Source organism: Mesorhizobium australafricanum, assembly GCF_033977265.1.
Taxonomy (GTDB): domain Bacteria; phylum Pseudomonadota; class Alphaproteobacteria; order Rhizobiales; family Rhizobiaceae; genus Mesorhizobium; species Mesorhizobium australafricanum.
Map to the genome: position 1 here is coordinate 177682 of NZ_JAVIIT010000001.1, position 15174 is coordinate 192855.

Genomic DNA, 15174 nt, shown 5'->3' on the forward strand with positions numbered 1-15174 from the left:
GCGACCGGCGCAATCCAACAATTTGCCAGAGCGGTTCACCGTTTCGTAGAGACGGCAAACCGCTCTGCCTGTCTGTTTTACGCAATTCCGGGCGGAAAACCGCGTCACACTTTTCCTGGAATTGCTCTACGCCTCAGGTCCGCATCTTCTCGCCGCTCGGATCGAAGGGCGGCTCGACATTGATGCGCGCCGGGCGGCGGTGGCCGAGGATCTCGATCTCGAACAGGCCGGCGCTTTCGTCCTCGGCAAGGGCCGCCGGAACGTAGCCCTGCGCCATCGACTTTTGCACGTAATGCGCATAGCCGCCAGAAGTGACCCAGCCGACGACGCGCCAGTCGCCATCGACGATGCCGCGCACGGCGGAGGCGCCTTCTGCGGCCTTGGAGCCGCGTATTTCCTTGCCGGTCTCATCGAAACGCGGTGCGCCATAGCCGTGCGGCTTCTCAACGGTGCCGTAGTCCTTGCTGACCTTGGCCCAGATAGGCTCGTCGCCCATGACGTCGGCATCGATGGCATCGACGATGAACGAAACGCGGCGCAGCTTGGGCCCCTCGGCCTGTTCCTTGGCGGACGCCTCACGACCGATGAAGTCGTTCTTCTCCAGTTTGATGAAGCGGTCCATCGAACCTTCGAAGGGTCCGTAGATCGGACGCAATTCGCGGAACCAGGTCGGGAAGTTCTTTTCGAGGCGCATCGACAAAAGCGCGCGCATGCCGAAATCGACAATCCCGAACTCCTCGCCGGCCTCCTTGATCGCGTGATAGACGAGGCGCTGATAGGCTGGCGCCATCCAGATCTCGTAGCCGAGGTCGCCGGTATAGGTGATGCGGTTGACCAGGCAGGGCGCGCCGCCGACCGCCATCTCGCGGAAATCCATGAAGCGGAAGGCCTTGGTCGAGACATCGACATCGACCAGCTTCTGCAGCAGGTCGCGCGATTTCGGCCCGGCGATCGACAGGCCGACCAGCGTCTGGTCGAAGCGGTGGATGCGCACCGAACCATCCTTCGGCAGGTGCTTCTCGAACCAGCGCATGTGATACTTCTGCGCGGCCGACGAGCCCCAGATCATGAAGCGGTCCTCGCTCGACTTGGCGATGGTGAAGTCGCCGATCAGCTTGCCGAACTCGTTGACCATCGGGGTCAGCACGATGCGGCCAACCTTCGGCATGCGGTTGGTCATCAGCCGGTTGAGGAAATCCTCAGCACCCGGTCCCGACACTTCGTATTTGGCGAAGTTGGCGATCTCGGTGACGCCGACCTTGTCGCGCGTGGCGCGCACTTCCTCGCCGATCGGGCCGAAGTCGTTCGAGCGGTGGAAGGAGACGATGTCCTTCGGCTCTGAGCCCTCCGGCGCGAACCAGAGCGGCGTCTCCAGGCCCCACGAGTCGCCCATGACGGCATTGTTGGCAAGCATGGTGTCGTAGAGCGGCGTCGTCTGCGCCGGACGGGCGGCCGGCAGTTCCTCGTTCGGGAAGCGGATCGAAAAGCGGCGCGAATAATTCTCGCGCACCTTCGCGTTGGTGTAGCGCAGGCTGGCCCATTCGCCGAAGCGGGCGACGTCCATGCCCCAGACGTCGAAGCCCGGATCGCCATGCACCATCCAGTTGGACAGCGCGAGGCCGACGCCGCCGCCCTGGCTGAAGCCGGCCATGACGGCGCACGCGCACCAGAAATTGGTCAGGCCCTGCACCGGACCGACCAGCGGATTGCCGTCGAGCGCGAAGGTGAAGGGGCCGTTGATGATCTGCTTGATGCCGGCCTTCTCGATGCCGGGGAAATGCTTGAAGCCGATCTCCAGCGACGGCGCGATGCGGTCGATGTCGGGTGGCAAGAGCTCATGGCCGAAATCCCAGGGTGTGTTGACCGGCGACCACGGCTTGCAGGCCTTCTCATAGGTGCCGAGCAGGATGCCGTTGCGCTCCTGGCGGGTGTAGATCTCGCCCTTGAAGTCGAGCACGCCGATCATCTCGCGGCCGGTCGACTTGTTGAATTCCTCGACCTCCGGCATCGGCTCGGTGAGCAGGTACATATGCTCCATCGCCAGCACCGGCAGCTCGACGCCGACCATGCGGCCGATCTCGCGCGCCCACAGGCCGCCGCAGTTGACGACATGCTCGGCATGGACCGTGCCTTGTTCGGTGACGACGTTCCAGGTGCCGTCCGGCTGCTGGGTCAGGTCGACGACGCGGTTGCGCAGCACGATCTCGGCCCCGAGTTTCTTGGCCGCCTTGGAATAGGCGATGGTCGTGCCCGAAGGGTCGAGATGGCCCTCGACCGGATCCCACATGGCACCGACGAAATTCTTCTCGTCCATCAGCGGGAACATCGCCTTGGCTTCCGAAGGCGTGATCAGCTCGGTGTCCATGCCGAGATAGCGGCCCTTGGCGTGGGCCAGCCGCAGGAAGTCCATGCGTTCCGGCGTATCGGCCATCATGACGCCGCCGGTGAGGTGCAGCGAGCAGGACTGGCCGGAAATCTCCTCGATCTCCTTGTAGAGCTGGACCGTATAGGCCTGCAGCTTGGCGACGTTCGGGTCGCCGTTCAGCGTATGGAAGCCGCCCGCCGCGTGCCAGGACGACCCGGAGGTCAGCTCCGAGCGCTCGATCAGCATGATGTCGGTCCAGCCGGCCTTGGCGAGGTGATAGAGCACCGAGCAGCCGACGACGCCGCCGCCGATGACAACCGCTTTTACGTGGGATTTCATGAAGATAGATCCGTCTTGTGTAATGTGGAGTCAAAAATAGGAATTGATGCGGGCCGGCGACTTGCCGGCGTTAGAAGTCGGTCGGCGCGCCGCCTTCGGCACGGCGCTTCTCGACGAAGTCGTTGAGTTCCTCGCGGATGGCCGGATCCATATATGGCTCCTCGTAGGAAGCAAGACGCTCCTTCCACACCTTGTTGGTGCGTTCCATCGCCGTCGGCGAGCCTGCCTCGGCCCAGGTCTCGAAGTTGCGCCAGTCGGAGACGATCGGCGAGTAGAAGGCGGTCTTGTAGCGCGCTTGCGTGTGCGGGGTGCCGAAGAAATGGCCGCCTGGACCGACCGACTGGATGGCGTCGAAGCCCAGCGCATCCTCGGAGAGGTCGAGAGGGGTCAGGTACTCTGCCACCATCTGCAAAAGGTCGATGTCGAGGATGGTCTTTTCGTAGGAGCAGCGCAGGCCGCCTTCCAGCCAGCCGGCGCCGTGCATCATCAGATTGCCGCCGCCCTGGATCGCGCCCCACAGCGAGAACACGCTTTCATAGGCTGCCTGCGCGTCGACCGTGTTGGCGGCGCAGGTGTTGGAGGTGCGGTAGGGAATTTGATAGCGGCGGGCGAGCTGGCCGCCGACGAGCTGCGCCTTCATATATTCGGGCGTGCCGAAGGCCGGCGCACCCGACTTCATGTCGACATTGGAAGTGAAGCCGCCATAGCCGACCGGCGCGCCCTTCTTCACCATCTGCGCGAAAGCGATGCCGGAGAGCGCCTCGGCATTCTGCTGCACCAGCGCCCCGGCGACGGTGACGGGCGCCATGGCGCCCGACAGCGTGAACGGCGTGATGATCACGACCTGGCCCATGCTCGACATCTGGATAATGCCTTCCATCATCGGCACGTCGAGCTTGAGCGGCGAATTGGTGTTGATGATGGTAAAGACCGAGGGTTCCTGCATCAGTTGCTCGCGGCTGATGCCGCGCGCGATGCGGGTGATCTCGATGCCGTCGACATTGCGCTCCTTGCCGAGCGAATAGATGTGGAAGACCTTGTCGGTCAGCGTGGCGAGGTCGCGGACGCATTCCAGGTGCCGGACCGAAGGATGGATGTCGATCGGCTCCACCGGATAGCCGCCAGTGCAGTTCAGGATGTTGTGCATCTGAGCCAGGCGAAGGAAGTTGCGGTAGTCGGCCTGGTTGCCCGGCCGCCGGCCGCGATCGAGGTCGGAGCAATTAGGCGCCGAGGCCATCATCGACAGGATGACGTTGTTGCCGCCGAAGCGCAGATTGTGCGCCGGGTTGCGGGCATGCAGCGTGAATTCCGACGGGCAGTGCGAGACAAGCTCGAGGATCATGTCGCTGTCGAAGCGCACGCGCTCGCTGCCTTCGCGCACATCCGCGCCATGCGCCTTCATGATGCGGCGCGCTTCGTCGTGCAAAACGTCGACGCCGATCTCCTTCAGCACGCGCAGCGAGGCGAGGTGGATTGATTCCAATTCATCGTCGGACACCAGCTTGGTCGGCGTCAGCGGGTTCTTCAACTGCCGGAAGGCGGGCTGCTCGAAGGCGGCCGAGCCGCCGGCGCGCTTGCCGGCGCGGCCGCCACGGCGGGCGCGATCGGTAGCCACTGTCGGTTCGGCTGGATGGAGGGCGGCAGTCATGGGAAGCCTCGTGAGGATGCGAAATTGGCCGCATAATGGACTGGCGGCAATGCAGCGGGTGAGGAGGCGGCGACCACTAGAGCGAGGGAAGCGACATGGCCGAAGGGGAGCTTGCTGCAGGCGCTCGGACCGCTGGGACTGCCTACCGTGGCGTGATGGACGTCGTCGGCGCCGCCGGCCTGCCCGTCACGCTCGGCGTAATCTGCGCGGCGTTGGCGGCGGCGACGGTCGTCCGAAGACGGGTCTTATAGGGCAATCGGGGTCTCGGAGTCCTCAGTTGGCCTGCCGTCGGAATATTGCCCAGAGATCACAGTCGGCGTGTCGCTCTTCCGGATGCGTTGTGTGCAGCCGATCCCTAATTTGGAGCGCGCGATCGAAGTCGTCCAACAGCCCGACACTGGAGAGCTCCATGTTCGCGAACACGTCCGGAAAGCCGCCACAATTGCTCAAGGCGCTGTTGCCGACATTCTTGTCCATCAGATCGTAACCCAGGAACGCAAACCCGTCCCACTCAAGCGAGCGCACATCCGCCGAAGGCCTTCGGATCACGCCAAGGATATTGAGATCGCGCGTATCGGCCAACTCCGAAAGCAGGAAATCCAAATCGACAAAGAAATTGAGCATGTTGTCTTCTTTGACGATGTGGGGCCAGTGGCTCTCCTTGGTGTCCGGGAGCGCGAATGGGCATAGCATCCCATCGAGCGTGACGACCTCGGTCAATTGGGTGAGGCCAGACCACTCGATGTATTCCTTCCATCCGGTGCCGTGGGACGGACCGAACTTCTCAGTGGCTATGTAGAGGCGTTGCATCGGTTACTCGCCTTGCCATGGCGATTTTCGGAGCTGCCTTTTTAAACGCTCCGGTTGAATGTCGGTAGCGCCATGCCGATGTTTGTGGCACCCAGCATGGCAGATTTCGGAGACGACATGACCCAGTCGAGTGCACAAAAGCAGCCAGCCTCAGCCGAAGACCCCTTCCTCTGGCTGGAAGACCGCAACAGCAAGCAATCCCTCGACTGGGTTCATCGCCAGAACGCGCTGACGGTCGCCGAACTGCAGGGTGATCCTTCGTATCAGGCGGCGTTCGAGACCGCGCTCGATCTGATGACGGCCGAGGATAACATGCCGGTCGGAGCGGCGCTTGCCGGCTACGTTTATAATTTCTGGCAGGACAAGACCAATGCGCTTGGCTTGTGGCGGCGCACGCCGGTCGCTTCCTACAAGACCGACAGACCGGATTGGGAGACGATCATCGATTTCGACCAGCTCTCGGCGAAAGAGGGCGTAAAATGGGTGTTCGGCGGCGCCAGCCGGCTCTATCCCGATTTCAATCTCTGCCTGCTCTCCATGTCGCCCGACGGCGGCGACGCCAGCGAGATGCGCGAGTTCGACATCGCGACGAGGTCCTTTGTCGAAGGCGGTTTTTCCGCGCGCGCCTCCAAGTCGGGTTTTTCCTGGCTGGACAGGGACACGGTAATCGTTTCGGCGGCTTTCGAGGAAGAAGACAAGACCCAGTCCGGCTATCCGCGCGTGATCAAGCTCTGGCGGCGAGGCACCAAGCTCGAGGAGGCAACGCCGATCTTCGAAGGCGAGAAGCATGACCTCGCGGTCGGCGGCGGCGTGGAGTATGACGGCGACAAGCGGCATGTGCTGCTCGGAAAGACGATCGACTTCTTCACCTCGCACAGCTTTTTGCGACTGGATCCGGGAGAAAACAGGCGCGTACCGCTGCCGGACGACGCCACCGACACGGCGATCTTCAAGGGCCAACTCCTTTTCGGCGTGCGCAGCCCGTGGACGGCGCCCGACGGCACGCGCTGCCTGCCCGACGGGCTTTATTCCGTCGATTTCGACCGCTGGATCGACACCGGTGCGTTCGGGCCGTTCCAAACCGTGCTCGAGCCCGCGCATCGCGTTTCGATCGCCGGGCTCGCCAGGACGCGAGACCGGCTGTTCATCAACCTGATGGACAATGTGCGCGGCAAGGTCATCGCCTGCGACCGCACCGCAGATGGCTGGTCGCTGAAACGGATCGCGCTGCCCGACAACGGCAATGTCGGCATCAGCCATGTCGAGCATTTCGGTTCGAGCGTCTCCTTCTCCTTCACCGATTTCCTGACGCCGAGCTCGATCATCTGGTCGGATGACAATGGCGAGACGCTTGAAACCGTGAAGTCGCAGCCGGCGCGCTTCGATGCCTCGCCTTGTGTTTCGGAGCAATTCGAGGCGCGCTCGAAGGATGGCACGATGATCCCCTATTTCGTGGTGCGGCGCCGCGACCAGAAAGGGCCGGTGCCGGCACTGCTCTACGGCTATGGCGGCTTCGAAGTCCCGCTCTTGCCCGGCTATGCCGGCATTCGCGGCAAGCTCTGGCTGGACAAGGGCAACGCCTATGTCCAGGCCAGCATCCGCGGCGGCGGCGAGTTCGGTCCGGCTTGGCACCAGGCGGCGCTCAAGGGCAAGCGCCAGAACGCCTTCGACGATTTCGCGGCGGTGGCCGAGGATGTGGTCCGGCGCGGCATCACCACGGCGGCGCAGCTCGGCATCCAAGGCGGCTCGAATGGCGGCCTGCTCACCGGTACGTCGCTGACGCAGCGCCCGGAATTGTTCGGCGCCGTCATCATCGACGTGCCGCTGCTCGACATGCTGCGCTACACCGAATTGCCGCCCGGCGCCTCGTGGATCGCCGAATATGGCGATCCGTCGAAGCCGGATGAGGCGGCCTGGCTCGGCGCCTATTCGCCCTATCAGCATGTCGCGGCGAGTGTTGCCTATCCGCCGGTGCTGTTGATGACGTCGACAGCCGACGACCGCGTCCATCCTGGACATGCCCGCAAGATGGCGGCGCGGCTGCAGGAGGCAGATCACGGCCGGACGCTGTTCTTCGAGGAGACCGAAGGCGGCCATGGCGGACGCGGCGATCCCCGGCCGCAGGCGGCGCAGACGGCGATGCGCTACATATTCCTTCAGCGAGCGCTGACCGGAACGGCTTGAATTCTGGGCCTCAGGCGGCATAAGCTGCCGCCATGATCCGCTTCAGCACATCTGGCGCCTTCGGGGTCGCGGTGACGCCGTCACCGCGCACCCTTCGCGCCGAGCTGTTGCGGCTATGCGCCCGCATCGGCTATTCGCCGCCCGCCTTCCTCTGAGAGCCTGACCCGAAAGTCGGTCGGGTCGGCTCGGCGGGTCTTTTCGCCGCCCGGCGCGTCGCCAATCTTGCCGATATCCTGATATCGGCTGCGATCGGCTCCTTCCGGATCGACAAAAATCCCTCGCCGACCCTCAGCCGCCGACTTCCGAGTCAGGCTCTGACGAATCCGCCCCGGCCGTTGCCGTATTGATTCAAGAGGAAAGATCAAATCCATGACCTATCAGAATTATTCGCTGAAGCAGCTTCAGCAGATCGACGCCGCGCATCACCTTCACCCCTTCACCGACCACAAGGAGCTGCGCGAGACAGGCTCCCGCATCATCACCCATGCCAACGGCCCGTTCATCTACGATGCTGACGGCACCGAAATCCTCGACGGCATGGCGGGCCTTTGGTGCGTCAATGTCGGCTATGGCCGCAACGAGCTGGCCGAGGCCGCCTATTCGCAGATGAAGGAGCTGCCCTACTACAACTCCTTCTTCAAATGCTCGACGCCGACCCCGGTGCTCTTATCCAAGAAGCTGGCGGAGCTGGCGCCCAAGCATGTCAGCCAGGTCTTCTACGGCTCGTCCGGCTCGGAAGCCAACGACACCGCGCTCAGGCTTGTGCGCCACTATTGGGCGCTGGAGGGTAGACCTGAGAAGAACCGCGTCATCTCGCGCAAGTCGGCCTATCACGGCTCGACGATCGCCGGCACCTCGCTCGGCGGCATGGAGCCGATGCACAAGCAGCTCGGCGGCGCGGTGCCCAACATCGTCCATGTGATGATGCCCTATGCCTATGAGCTGGCTCTGCCCGGCGAAAGCGACCATGATTTCGGCATCCGCGCGGCGAAGGCCGTCGAGGACGCGATCCTCGAAGCCGGCGCCGACAAGGTCGCCGCCTTCATCGGCGAGCCGGTGATGGGTGCCGGCGGGGTGAAGATCCCGCCGATGAGCTACTGGCCGGAAGTGGAGCGCATCTGCCGCAAATACGATGTGCTGCTGATGCTGGACGAGGTCATCACCGGCTATGGCCGGACCGGCGAATGGTTCGCGGCGCAGACCTTCGGGATCGAGCCCGACACCATCACCACCGCCAAGGCGCTGACCTCGGGCTATCAGCCGCTGTCGGCGCTGCTGGTCGGCGACCGTGTCGCCAAGACGCTGGTCGAGAAGGGCGGCGAGTTCTATCACGGCTATACCTATTCCGGTCATCCGGTGGCCTGCGCGGTGGCGCTCAAGAACCTCGAGATCATCGAGAAGGAAGGGCTGGTCGAGCGCGTCAAGAACGATACCGGTCCGTATTTCGCGCAGGCGCTGCAGGAGCGGATCGCCGGCCACAGGCTGGTCGGCGAAGTGCGTTCGATCGGCCTTATGGGCGCGATCGAGATCGTCAAGGACAAGGCGACCAAGCAACGCTACCTGCCGTCGGGAAGTGCGGCGGTCGTGGTGCGCGACCACGCGGTCGCGAACGGCATGATGCTGCGGGCTACCGGCGACACGATGATCCTGTCGCCGCCGCTGATCTGGACGCGCGACACCATCGACATGGCTTGCGAGCGCATCGCCAAGGCGCTCGATCTTGCCGAAGCGGATCTGCGGAAGCGCTAATGCATGTCGCCCAGAAGTGTGCAGCGGTACTGGGACAACGACATGCATCAAAACAAAGACCTAAAGCGCGTCGCCTGAATCCGGTTCAGCGCGACGCGCTTTAGAGCGAGCATCCTGTTCCGTCGTCATCCTGGGCGGAGCAAGGAGCGTAGCGACGCAGCGCAGACTCCAGGATCCATGCCGTTACCTCGGCCGAGGCGCCGCGGAGCAGAATTCTGCTCCGTTGCAACGCTCGTAAGTCACGGCATGGATTCCAGGGTCTCCACGACGGAGCTTCGCTCCTGCTGCGCCCTGGAATGAGGAGGCGAAGGGATGCTTCCAAAACGCAAAAACCGCGCTCCAACAGGAACGCGGCTTTGCCAAATACACATGGCATTTCGCTACAAGAATACTTGCGAAACTTACGGGCTCCGGTACGCGAGACCTGATCCGGAGCGCCGGGCAGACGCGATGTCCGCCTCGCAGTCCGTTTTAAAGGCACATCGTTACCGGTGAGTTAGCGAGACCTTAAGCAAATCTAAATTTGCCGGCTTCGGACCGGCAAATTCTGAAAATAACCTTTGAAAAGCAGTGGCTTAAGCTGGATTTCCGCGCAGAAAATTAATAATCCCGGAAAAGTCGGAGCCGGCGTGTCCTTGCGCGTTGAACAAGGCATAGAGCTGCGTGGCCTCGGCGCCGAGCGGGGTCACGGCGCCCGCGCTCTGCGCGGCTTCCTGCGATAATTTCAGGTCTTTCAGCATCAGCGCAGCGGCAAAGCCCGGCTTGTAGTCGCGGTTGGCCGGCGAGGCGGGCACCGGACCGGGCACCGGGCAATAGGTCGTGAGCGACCAGCACTGGCCCGACGAGGTGGAGGCGACGTCGAACAGCGCCTGATGCGACAGGCCGAGCTTTTCGGCGAGAACGAAGGCTTCGGCGACGCCGATCATCGAGATGCCGAGAATCATGTTGTTGCAGATCTTGGCCGCCTGGCCGGCGCCGTCGCCGCCGCAATGGACGACGCGCCCGGCCATGGGCTTCAGGATCGGCTCGGCGGCGGCGAAAGCCTCATCGGAGCCGCCGGCCATGAAGGTCAGCGTGCCGGCTGTGGCGCCACCCGTGCCGCCGGAAACGGGCGCGTCAATGGAGGGCAGGCCATGTTTTGCGGCAATGGCATGGCCCTTGCGCGCGGATTCGACGTCGATGGTCGAGGAATCGATGAACAGCGCGCCTTTCTTCGCCTTGGGCGCGATGTCCTCATAAACCGACAGCACATGCTTGCCGGCAGGCAGCATGGTGATGACGACATCGGCGTCCTTAACTGCGGCGACGGCGTTCGCCATGACGGTAACGCCATGTTCTTTCGCAACCGTCAGGTTCTCGGGAACGAGATCAAAACCCAGCACCGTATGCCCCGCCTTGACCAAATTGGCGGCCATTGGATTGCCCATGTTGCCGAGACCGATGAAGGCGATCGTTGTCGTCATAGTCGTGCTCCGTGATTTCGGTAGGCAGTAGGCAGTAGGCAGTAGGCAGTAGGCAGTAGGAGATCTATTCAGGTGCGAGCTTGATAATAAGCTGGCGAAGCATTTTTCCGATCGCTTCTGTGGCTGACAGCATATGATTGACCTCATCACTCGTGGCTAGGCCGATGCGTTCAGCGATCTGGAGGTGCGTCTCGAGCTCCTTTAGAGAGCCTTGAGCTATCCTGAGAAACTGCTGATAAGAGCCGGTGTTATCTCGCCCGTAACCTTCCGCGATGTTTGCGGGGATGGATGTGGCTGAGCGGCGGATTTGGCTGGTCAACCCATACAGTTCCTCTTTCGGCCATGCCTTGGTCAAGGAGTAGGTCGCGACGGCCAGATCCATCGCCTGCTGCCAGACGATCAAATCCTTGTACGAGTTGATCTTGCCGGTCATCTTTCCCTACTGCCTACTGCCTACTGCCTACCAATCAGCGCCCGCGCAATGATGACGCGCATGATCTCGTTGGTGCCTTCGAGGATCTGGTGGACGCGGAGATCCCGCACCAGCTTCTCGATGCCGTAGTCGTGCAGATAGCCATAGCCGCCATGCAGCTGCAGCGCCTGGTTGGCGATGTCGAAGCCGATATCGGTGACGAAGCGCTTGGCCATCGCCGACCATTTGCCGGCATCCGGCGCCTTGCGGTCGAGCTTCGAGGCGGCGGCGTACAGGAAGATGCGCGCCGCCTGCAGCTCCGTCTCCATGTCGGCCAGCCTGAACTGCAGCGCCTGGAACTGGTTGATCTTGGAGCCGAAGGCCTTGCGCTCGGCCGTATAGGCAAGCGACTTGTCGAGCGCCGCCTGCGCGCCGCCCAGCGAACAGGCGGCGATGTTGAGCCGGCCGCCATCGAGCCCCGCCATGGCAATGCCGAAGCCGGCGCCTTCCGCGGCAAGCAGGTTCTCGGCCGGCACCTTGCAATCCTCGAAGATGACCTGGCGGGTCGATTGCATGTGCCAGCCCATCTTGTGCTCGTTGGCGCCGAAGGAAAGGCCCGGCGCGTCCTTGGGCACGACAAAAGCGGATATGCCTTTCGGACCGTCGGCGCCGGTGCGCGCCATCACCACGTAAAGGTCGCTGTCGCCGGCGCCGGAAATGAACTGCTTGGCACCGTTGAGCACATAGTCGCCGCCGCTTTTGACCGCGCGCGTCTTCAGCGCCGCGGCATCCGAGCCCGAGCCGGGCTCGGTCAGGCAATAGCTCGCCAACCATTCCATCGAGGTCAGTTTCAGCAGGAAGCGCAGGCGCTGCTCGTCGCTGCCGAAGCGGTCGATCATCGAGGCCGCCATGTTGTGGATGGAAATGAAGGAGGAGAAGGCCGGATCGGCGTGGGCGAGCGCCTCGAAGATCAGCACCGCGTCGAGCCGCCCAAGCGCCGAGCCGCCGACATCGTCGCGCACATAGATGCCGCCAAGGCCAAGCGGCCCTGTCTCGCGGATCACATCGGCGGGGAAGTGCTTTGCACGGTCCCAGTCGAGCGCGTTGGGCGCAACGCGGTCCGCCGCGAAGGCCTGGGCCATCTCCTGGATGGCGCGCTGTTCCTCGTTGAGTTCGAACTGGCCGCCGCCCGCATCGACTGTCGCGTCCATGGCGTGCTCCCTGTCGCTTCAGGCCTTCTGGCCTGTCGTTTTTGGCTTTGCGCGCCGTTCAATCTAGACCAATGATGCCGCCGCGCAACCCGGCTTCCTGCGGACCGGCTGTGCGTGAAATGACCAACGGAGCTCGTGCGTGCCGACAATTTTCAATGAGCTGCTGGACCGGTTCCACGCCTATCTCGCCGGCATCGACAGCGATCTGGTCACGGACGAAGTCGCGCGCATTGGCTGGGACATGCAGGCACGTGCGCTCGAAACGCGCCCGCTTGGCTGCCTTGGCCATCTCGATCGCATCGCCGAGCTTGCCGCGACGGACGCCAAGCCGCTGGCGCAATTCGTTGCCGACAATCGGGGCGCGTTGCGCTGGGGGCAGACCTATACCGCTGACGATTTCGGGCAGGGTTTTGTCGACAATTACGGCTGGCTGGAAGTGTTCGGCACGCGCGGGCATTTCGTCAATGACGAGGTCGCCGCCGGCCTGCTTATCCTCGGGCCCGACATCGTCTATCCCGACCATCACCACATCGCCGAGGAAATCTACATCCCGCTGACCGGCGGCACGGAGTGGCGGATGGGCGAGGGCGGTTTCCATGTTCGCGACGCCGGCGAGGTCATTCACCATGCCTCCAACGTCAACCATGCCATGCGCACGGGCAAGGAAGCGCTGATGGCGCTTTACCTCTGGCGCGGCGGGCCGCTGGCGCAAAAGTCGACCATCGGTTCAGGGGGCAGGAACTGATGGCCAGGGCGATCATGCTGCAGGGCACCGGGTCGGATGTCGGCAAGACAGTGCTGGTGGCGGGGCTTTGCCGCGCTGCGAGAAATCGTGGGCTGAAGGTCAGGCCGTTCAAGCCGCAGAACATGTCGAACAATGCCGCCGTCGCCGACATTCCAGGCGGCAACAAGGCTGGCGAGGGCGAGATCGGCCGCGGGCAATGGCTGCAGGCGCTGGCCTGCGGCGTCCGGCCGACCGTGCACATGAACCCGGTGCTGCTCAAGCCGCAGAGCGATATCGGCTCGCAAGTGGTGGTGCAGGGCAAGGTGTATGGCGAGGCGCGGGCGCGCGACTACCAGGCGATGAAAGCCGGATTGATGGACGCGGTGCTCGATTCCTGGGCCAAGGTCGGCGAGGGCGCCGACCTGGTCATCGTCGAGGGCGCGGGCTCGCCCGCGGAGATCAATCTCCGCAGCCGCGATATCGCCAATATGGGTTTTGCCACGCGCGCCAACGTGCCGGTGGTCCTTGTCGGCGACATCGATCGCGGTGGCGTCATTGCGTCCGTCGCCGGCACGCATCTGATCCTGCCGGAGGAAGACCGGCGCATGATCGCCGGCTATCTCATCAACAAGTTTCGCGGCGATGTTTCGCTGTTCGACGACGGGATAAGCGCGATCGAAAAGTTCACCGGCTGGCGCTGCTTCGGCGTCGTGCCGTGGCTGAAAGCCGCCGGTCGCTTACCGTCCGAGGATTCCGTCGTGCTCGAGCGCCTCGCTTCCGGCGAGAAACGGGCGCTGAAGGTGGCGGTGCCGATGCTGGCGCGCATCGCCAATTTCGACGACCTCGATCCCCTCAAGGCCGAACCGCAGGTCGAGGTGGTGTTCGTGCCGCCGGGAAAACCGCTGCCTCAGGATGCCGGGCTCGTCGTCATTCCCGGCTCGAAATCGACAATCGGCGACCTAGTGAAATTCCGCGAGAATGGCTGGGATCACGATCTTGCCGCCCATCGCAAACGCGGCGGCCATGTCGTCGGCATCTGCGGCGGCTACCAGATGCTCGGCCGTGTGGTGCGCGATCCCGACGGCATCGAAGGCAGCGTCACCGAGGCTGAGGGCCTAGGTCTGCTCGACATCGAAACGGTGATGGATCCGGAAAAGACCGTGCGCAATTCAAGCGCGCGTTCGGTGCAGTTCGGCCTGCCGCTCGAAGGCTACGAGATCCATCTTGGCCGCACCACCGGCCCGGACACGGCGCGGCCGTCGGCGATCCTCAACGGCGTTGAGGACGGCGCGGTTTCCGCTGACGGCAAGGTGATCGGCACCTATCTGCACGGGCTGTTTTCCGCCGACGCCTTCCGCGCCGCCTACCTCGCAAGTCTCGGTGTCAGCGGCGGCGGTATTGATTACCGCGCCGAGGTCGAGAAGGCGCTGGACGAGGTGGCCGCAGAGTTGGAGAGGCATATCGACTGCGATGCGATTTTTGCCCTGGCGCGATAGGTCGGGTTCCTCGGCACGGAAGCTGGCCCGGGTAGCTGAGGGATCTCGTGCCTTGGCGATTAGCCGAGCCACCTATGCGGTCGTCATTCTATGGCGAAGCAAGGAGCGAAGCGACGCGCGCAGACCATAGAATCCATTCCGTGACGTCAAGGCGTTGCAACCGTGCAGAATTCTGCTCCGCTGCGCTCTTCGATTAAGGTCACGGCATGGATCCTCGGGTCTGCGCGCGTCGCTTCGCTCCTTGCTTCGCCCGTGGATGACGAAGTTGAGATGGTTTCGCTCATGGGGGGCACGGCGAGACTTCCTACGCCTTCTCTCCCGCCTTCGGCCAGTAGGTGCCAAACGACCAGACATTGCCTTCCGGGTCGAGGCAGATGAACTCGCGGCTGCCATAGTCGCGGTCGACCAGTTCCTGGATAATCCTGGCGCCGGCCTTCTTCGCCTTGGCATATGCGGCGTCGGCGTCATCGACGGCGATGTAGATCGACTTTCCGCCGCCACGGCCGGGCTCGCCGACCATCTTGCCGTAGTCGTCGTCGCGCGCCGTGCCCAGCATGATCATCGAGGAACCGAAGGTCAGCTCGGCATGATGGATGACGTCGCCCTCGCCATAGCGGGCGCGCAGTTCGAAGCCGAAGGCTTCGCACAGCCAGTCGATCATCCTGGCTGCGTTTTTGTAGCGCAGGGCGGGGTAAATACGGGGTGCTTCCGTTGCCGTGGGCATGACGATCTCCTTGTTTGGGTCGATAAACCCAATGTCGACCATGGCCGCC

General features: G+C 63.3%; 11 protein-coding genes. 4 read left to right on the top strand and 7 right to left on the bottom strand.

Annotated features, from left to right (window positions below):
- Positions 1–133: 133 nt before the first annotated feature.
- The 3 genes from RFM98_RS00915 to RFM98_RS00925 form a co-directional block, all read right to left on the bottom strand.
- Positions 134–2704: a GcvT family protein gene (locus RFM98_RS00915; RefSeq protein WP_320307073.1), complete on the bottom strand. Its 2571-nt coding sequence runs from the start codon at positions 2702–2704 to the stop codon at positions 134–136.
- Positions 2705–2774: 70 nt separating this feature from the next.
- Entirely contained in the window at positions 2775–4352 is a 1578-nt protein-coding gene (locus RFM98_RS00920; protein ID WP_320307074.1) for a trimethylamine methyltransferase family protein, read from the bottom strand.
- A 273-nt stretch (positions 4353–4625) separates the two neighbouring features.
- Positions 4626–5162, bottom strand: coding sequence for a hypothetical protein (locus RFM98_RS00925; RefSeq protein WP_320307075.1), 537 nt, complete (start codon positions 5160–5162; stop codon positions 4626–4628).
- A 117-nt stretch (positions 5163–5279) separates the two neighbouring features.
- Here RFM98_RS00925 and RFM98_RS00930 point away from each other — a divergent pair, with 117 nt between their 5' ends.
- Together RFM98_RS00930 and RFM98_RS00935 are read left to right on the top strand one after the other, a co-directional pair.
- Complete coding sequence (locus RFM98_RS00930) at positions 5280–7346, top strand: prolyl oligopeptidase family serine peptidase (protein WP_320307076.1); 2067 nt, start codon at positions 5280–5282, stop codon at positions 7344–7346.
- 369 nt (positions 7347–7715) lie between these two features.
- Entirely contained in the window at positions 7716–9095 is a 1380-nt protein-coding gene (locus RFM98_RS00935; RefSeq protein ID WP_320307077.1) for an aspartate aminotransferase family protein, read from the top strand.
- A 575-nt stretch (positions 9096–9670) separates the two neighbouring features.
- Here RFM98_RS00935 and mmsB read toward each other — a convergent pair.
- The 3 genes from mmsB to RFM98_RS00950 form a co-directional block, all read right to left on the bottom strand.
- The gene (gene mmsB, locus RFM98_RS00940) at positions 9671–10558 is read right to left on the bottom strand and encodes a 3-hydroxyisobutyrate dehydrogenase (protein ID WP_320307078.1); all 888 of its coding nucleotides are present in this window, start codon (positions 10556–10558) and stop codon (positions 9671–9673) included.
- 64 nt (positions 10559–10622) lie between these two features.
- Positions 10623–10991, bottom strand: coding sequence for a four helix bundle protein (locus RFM98_RS00945; RefSeq protein WP_320307079.1), 369 nt, complete (start codon positions 10989–10991; stop codon positions 10623–10625).
- A gap of 20 nt (positions 10992–11011) precedes the next feature.
- Entirely contained in the window at positions 11012–12181 is a 1170-nt protein-coding gene (locus tag RFM98_RS00950) for an isobutyryl-CoA dehydrogenase (protein WP_320307080.1), read from the bottom strand.
- A 139-nt stretch (positions 12182–12320) separates the two neighbouring features.
- Here RFM98_RS00950 and RFM98_RS00955 point away from each other — a divergent pair, with 139 nt between their 5' ends.
- Complete coding sequence (locus RFM98_RS00955; protein WP_320307081.1) at positions 12321–12926, top strand: dimethylsulfonioproprionate lyase family protein; 606 nt, start codon at positions 12321–12323, stop codon at positions 12924–12926.
- Positions 12926–14401 (top strand): cobyric acid synthase, encoded by a 1476-nt coding sequence (locus tag RFM98_RS00960; protein ID WP_320307082.1) that lies wholly within the window; start codon positions 12926–12928, stop codon positions 14399–14401. Before RFM98_RS00955 ends, RFM98_RS00960 begins: the two co-directional genes overlap by 1 nt.
- Positions 14402–14705: 304 nt before the next feature.
- Here the strand turns inward: RFM98_RS00960 and RFM98_RS00965 are convergent, their stop codons facing one another.
- Positions 14706–15125, bottom strand: coding sequence for a VOC family protein (locus RFM98_RS00965; protein WP_320307083.1), 420 nt, complete (start codon positions 15123–15125; stop codon positions 14706–14708).
- Between the last annotated feature and the right edge of the window lie 49 nt (positions 15126–15174).

What these genes read in the sequence shown, in the direction of transcription:
- RFM98_RS00915 (WP_320307073.1), bottom strand. Translation starts at nt 2,704, where the DNA reads ATGAAATCCCACGTAAAAGCGGTTGTCATCGGCGGCGGCGTCGTCGGC.
- RFM98_RS00950 (WP_320307080.1), bottom strand. Translation starts at nt 12,181, where the DNA reads ATGGACGCGACAGTCGATGCGGGCGGCGGCCAGTTCGAACTCAACGAG.
- RFM98_RS00920 (WP_320307074.1), bottom strand. Translation starts at nt 4,352, where the DNA reads ATGACTGCCGCCCTCCATCCAGCCGAACCGACAGTGGCTACCGATCGC.
- RFM98_RS00935 (WP_320307077.1), top strand. Translation starts at nt 7,716, where the DNA reads ATGACCTATCAGAATTATTCGCTGAAGCAGCTTCAGCAGATCGACGCC.
- RFM98_RS00945 (WP_320307079.1), bottom strand. Translation starts at nt 10,991, where the DNA reads ATGACCGGCAAGATCAACTCGTACAAGGATTTGATCGTCTGGCAGCAG.
- RFM98_RS00960 (WP_320307082.1), top strand. Translation starts at nt 12,926, where the DNA reads ATGGCCAGGGCGATCATGCTGCAGGGCACCGGGTCGGATGTCGGCAAG.
- RFM98_RS00930 (WP_320307076.1), top strand. Translation starts at nt 5,280, where the DNA reads ATGACCCAGTCGAGTGCACAAAAGCAGCCAGCCTCAGCCGAAGACCCC.
- RFM98_RS00925 (WP_320307075.1), bottom strand. Translation starts at nt 5,162, where the DNA reads ATGCAACGCCTCTACATAGCCACTGAGAAGTTCGGTCCGTCCCACGGC.
- RFM98_RS00965 (WP_320307083.1), bottom strand. Translation starts at nt 15,125, where the DNA reads ATGCCCACGGCAACGGAAGCACCCCGTATTTACCCCGCCCTGCGCTAC.
- mmsB (WP_320307078.1), bottom strand. Translation starts at nt 10,558, where the DNA reads ATGACGACAACGATCGCCTTCATCGGTCTCGGCAACATGGGCAATCCA.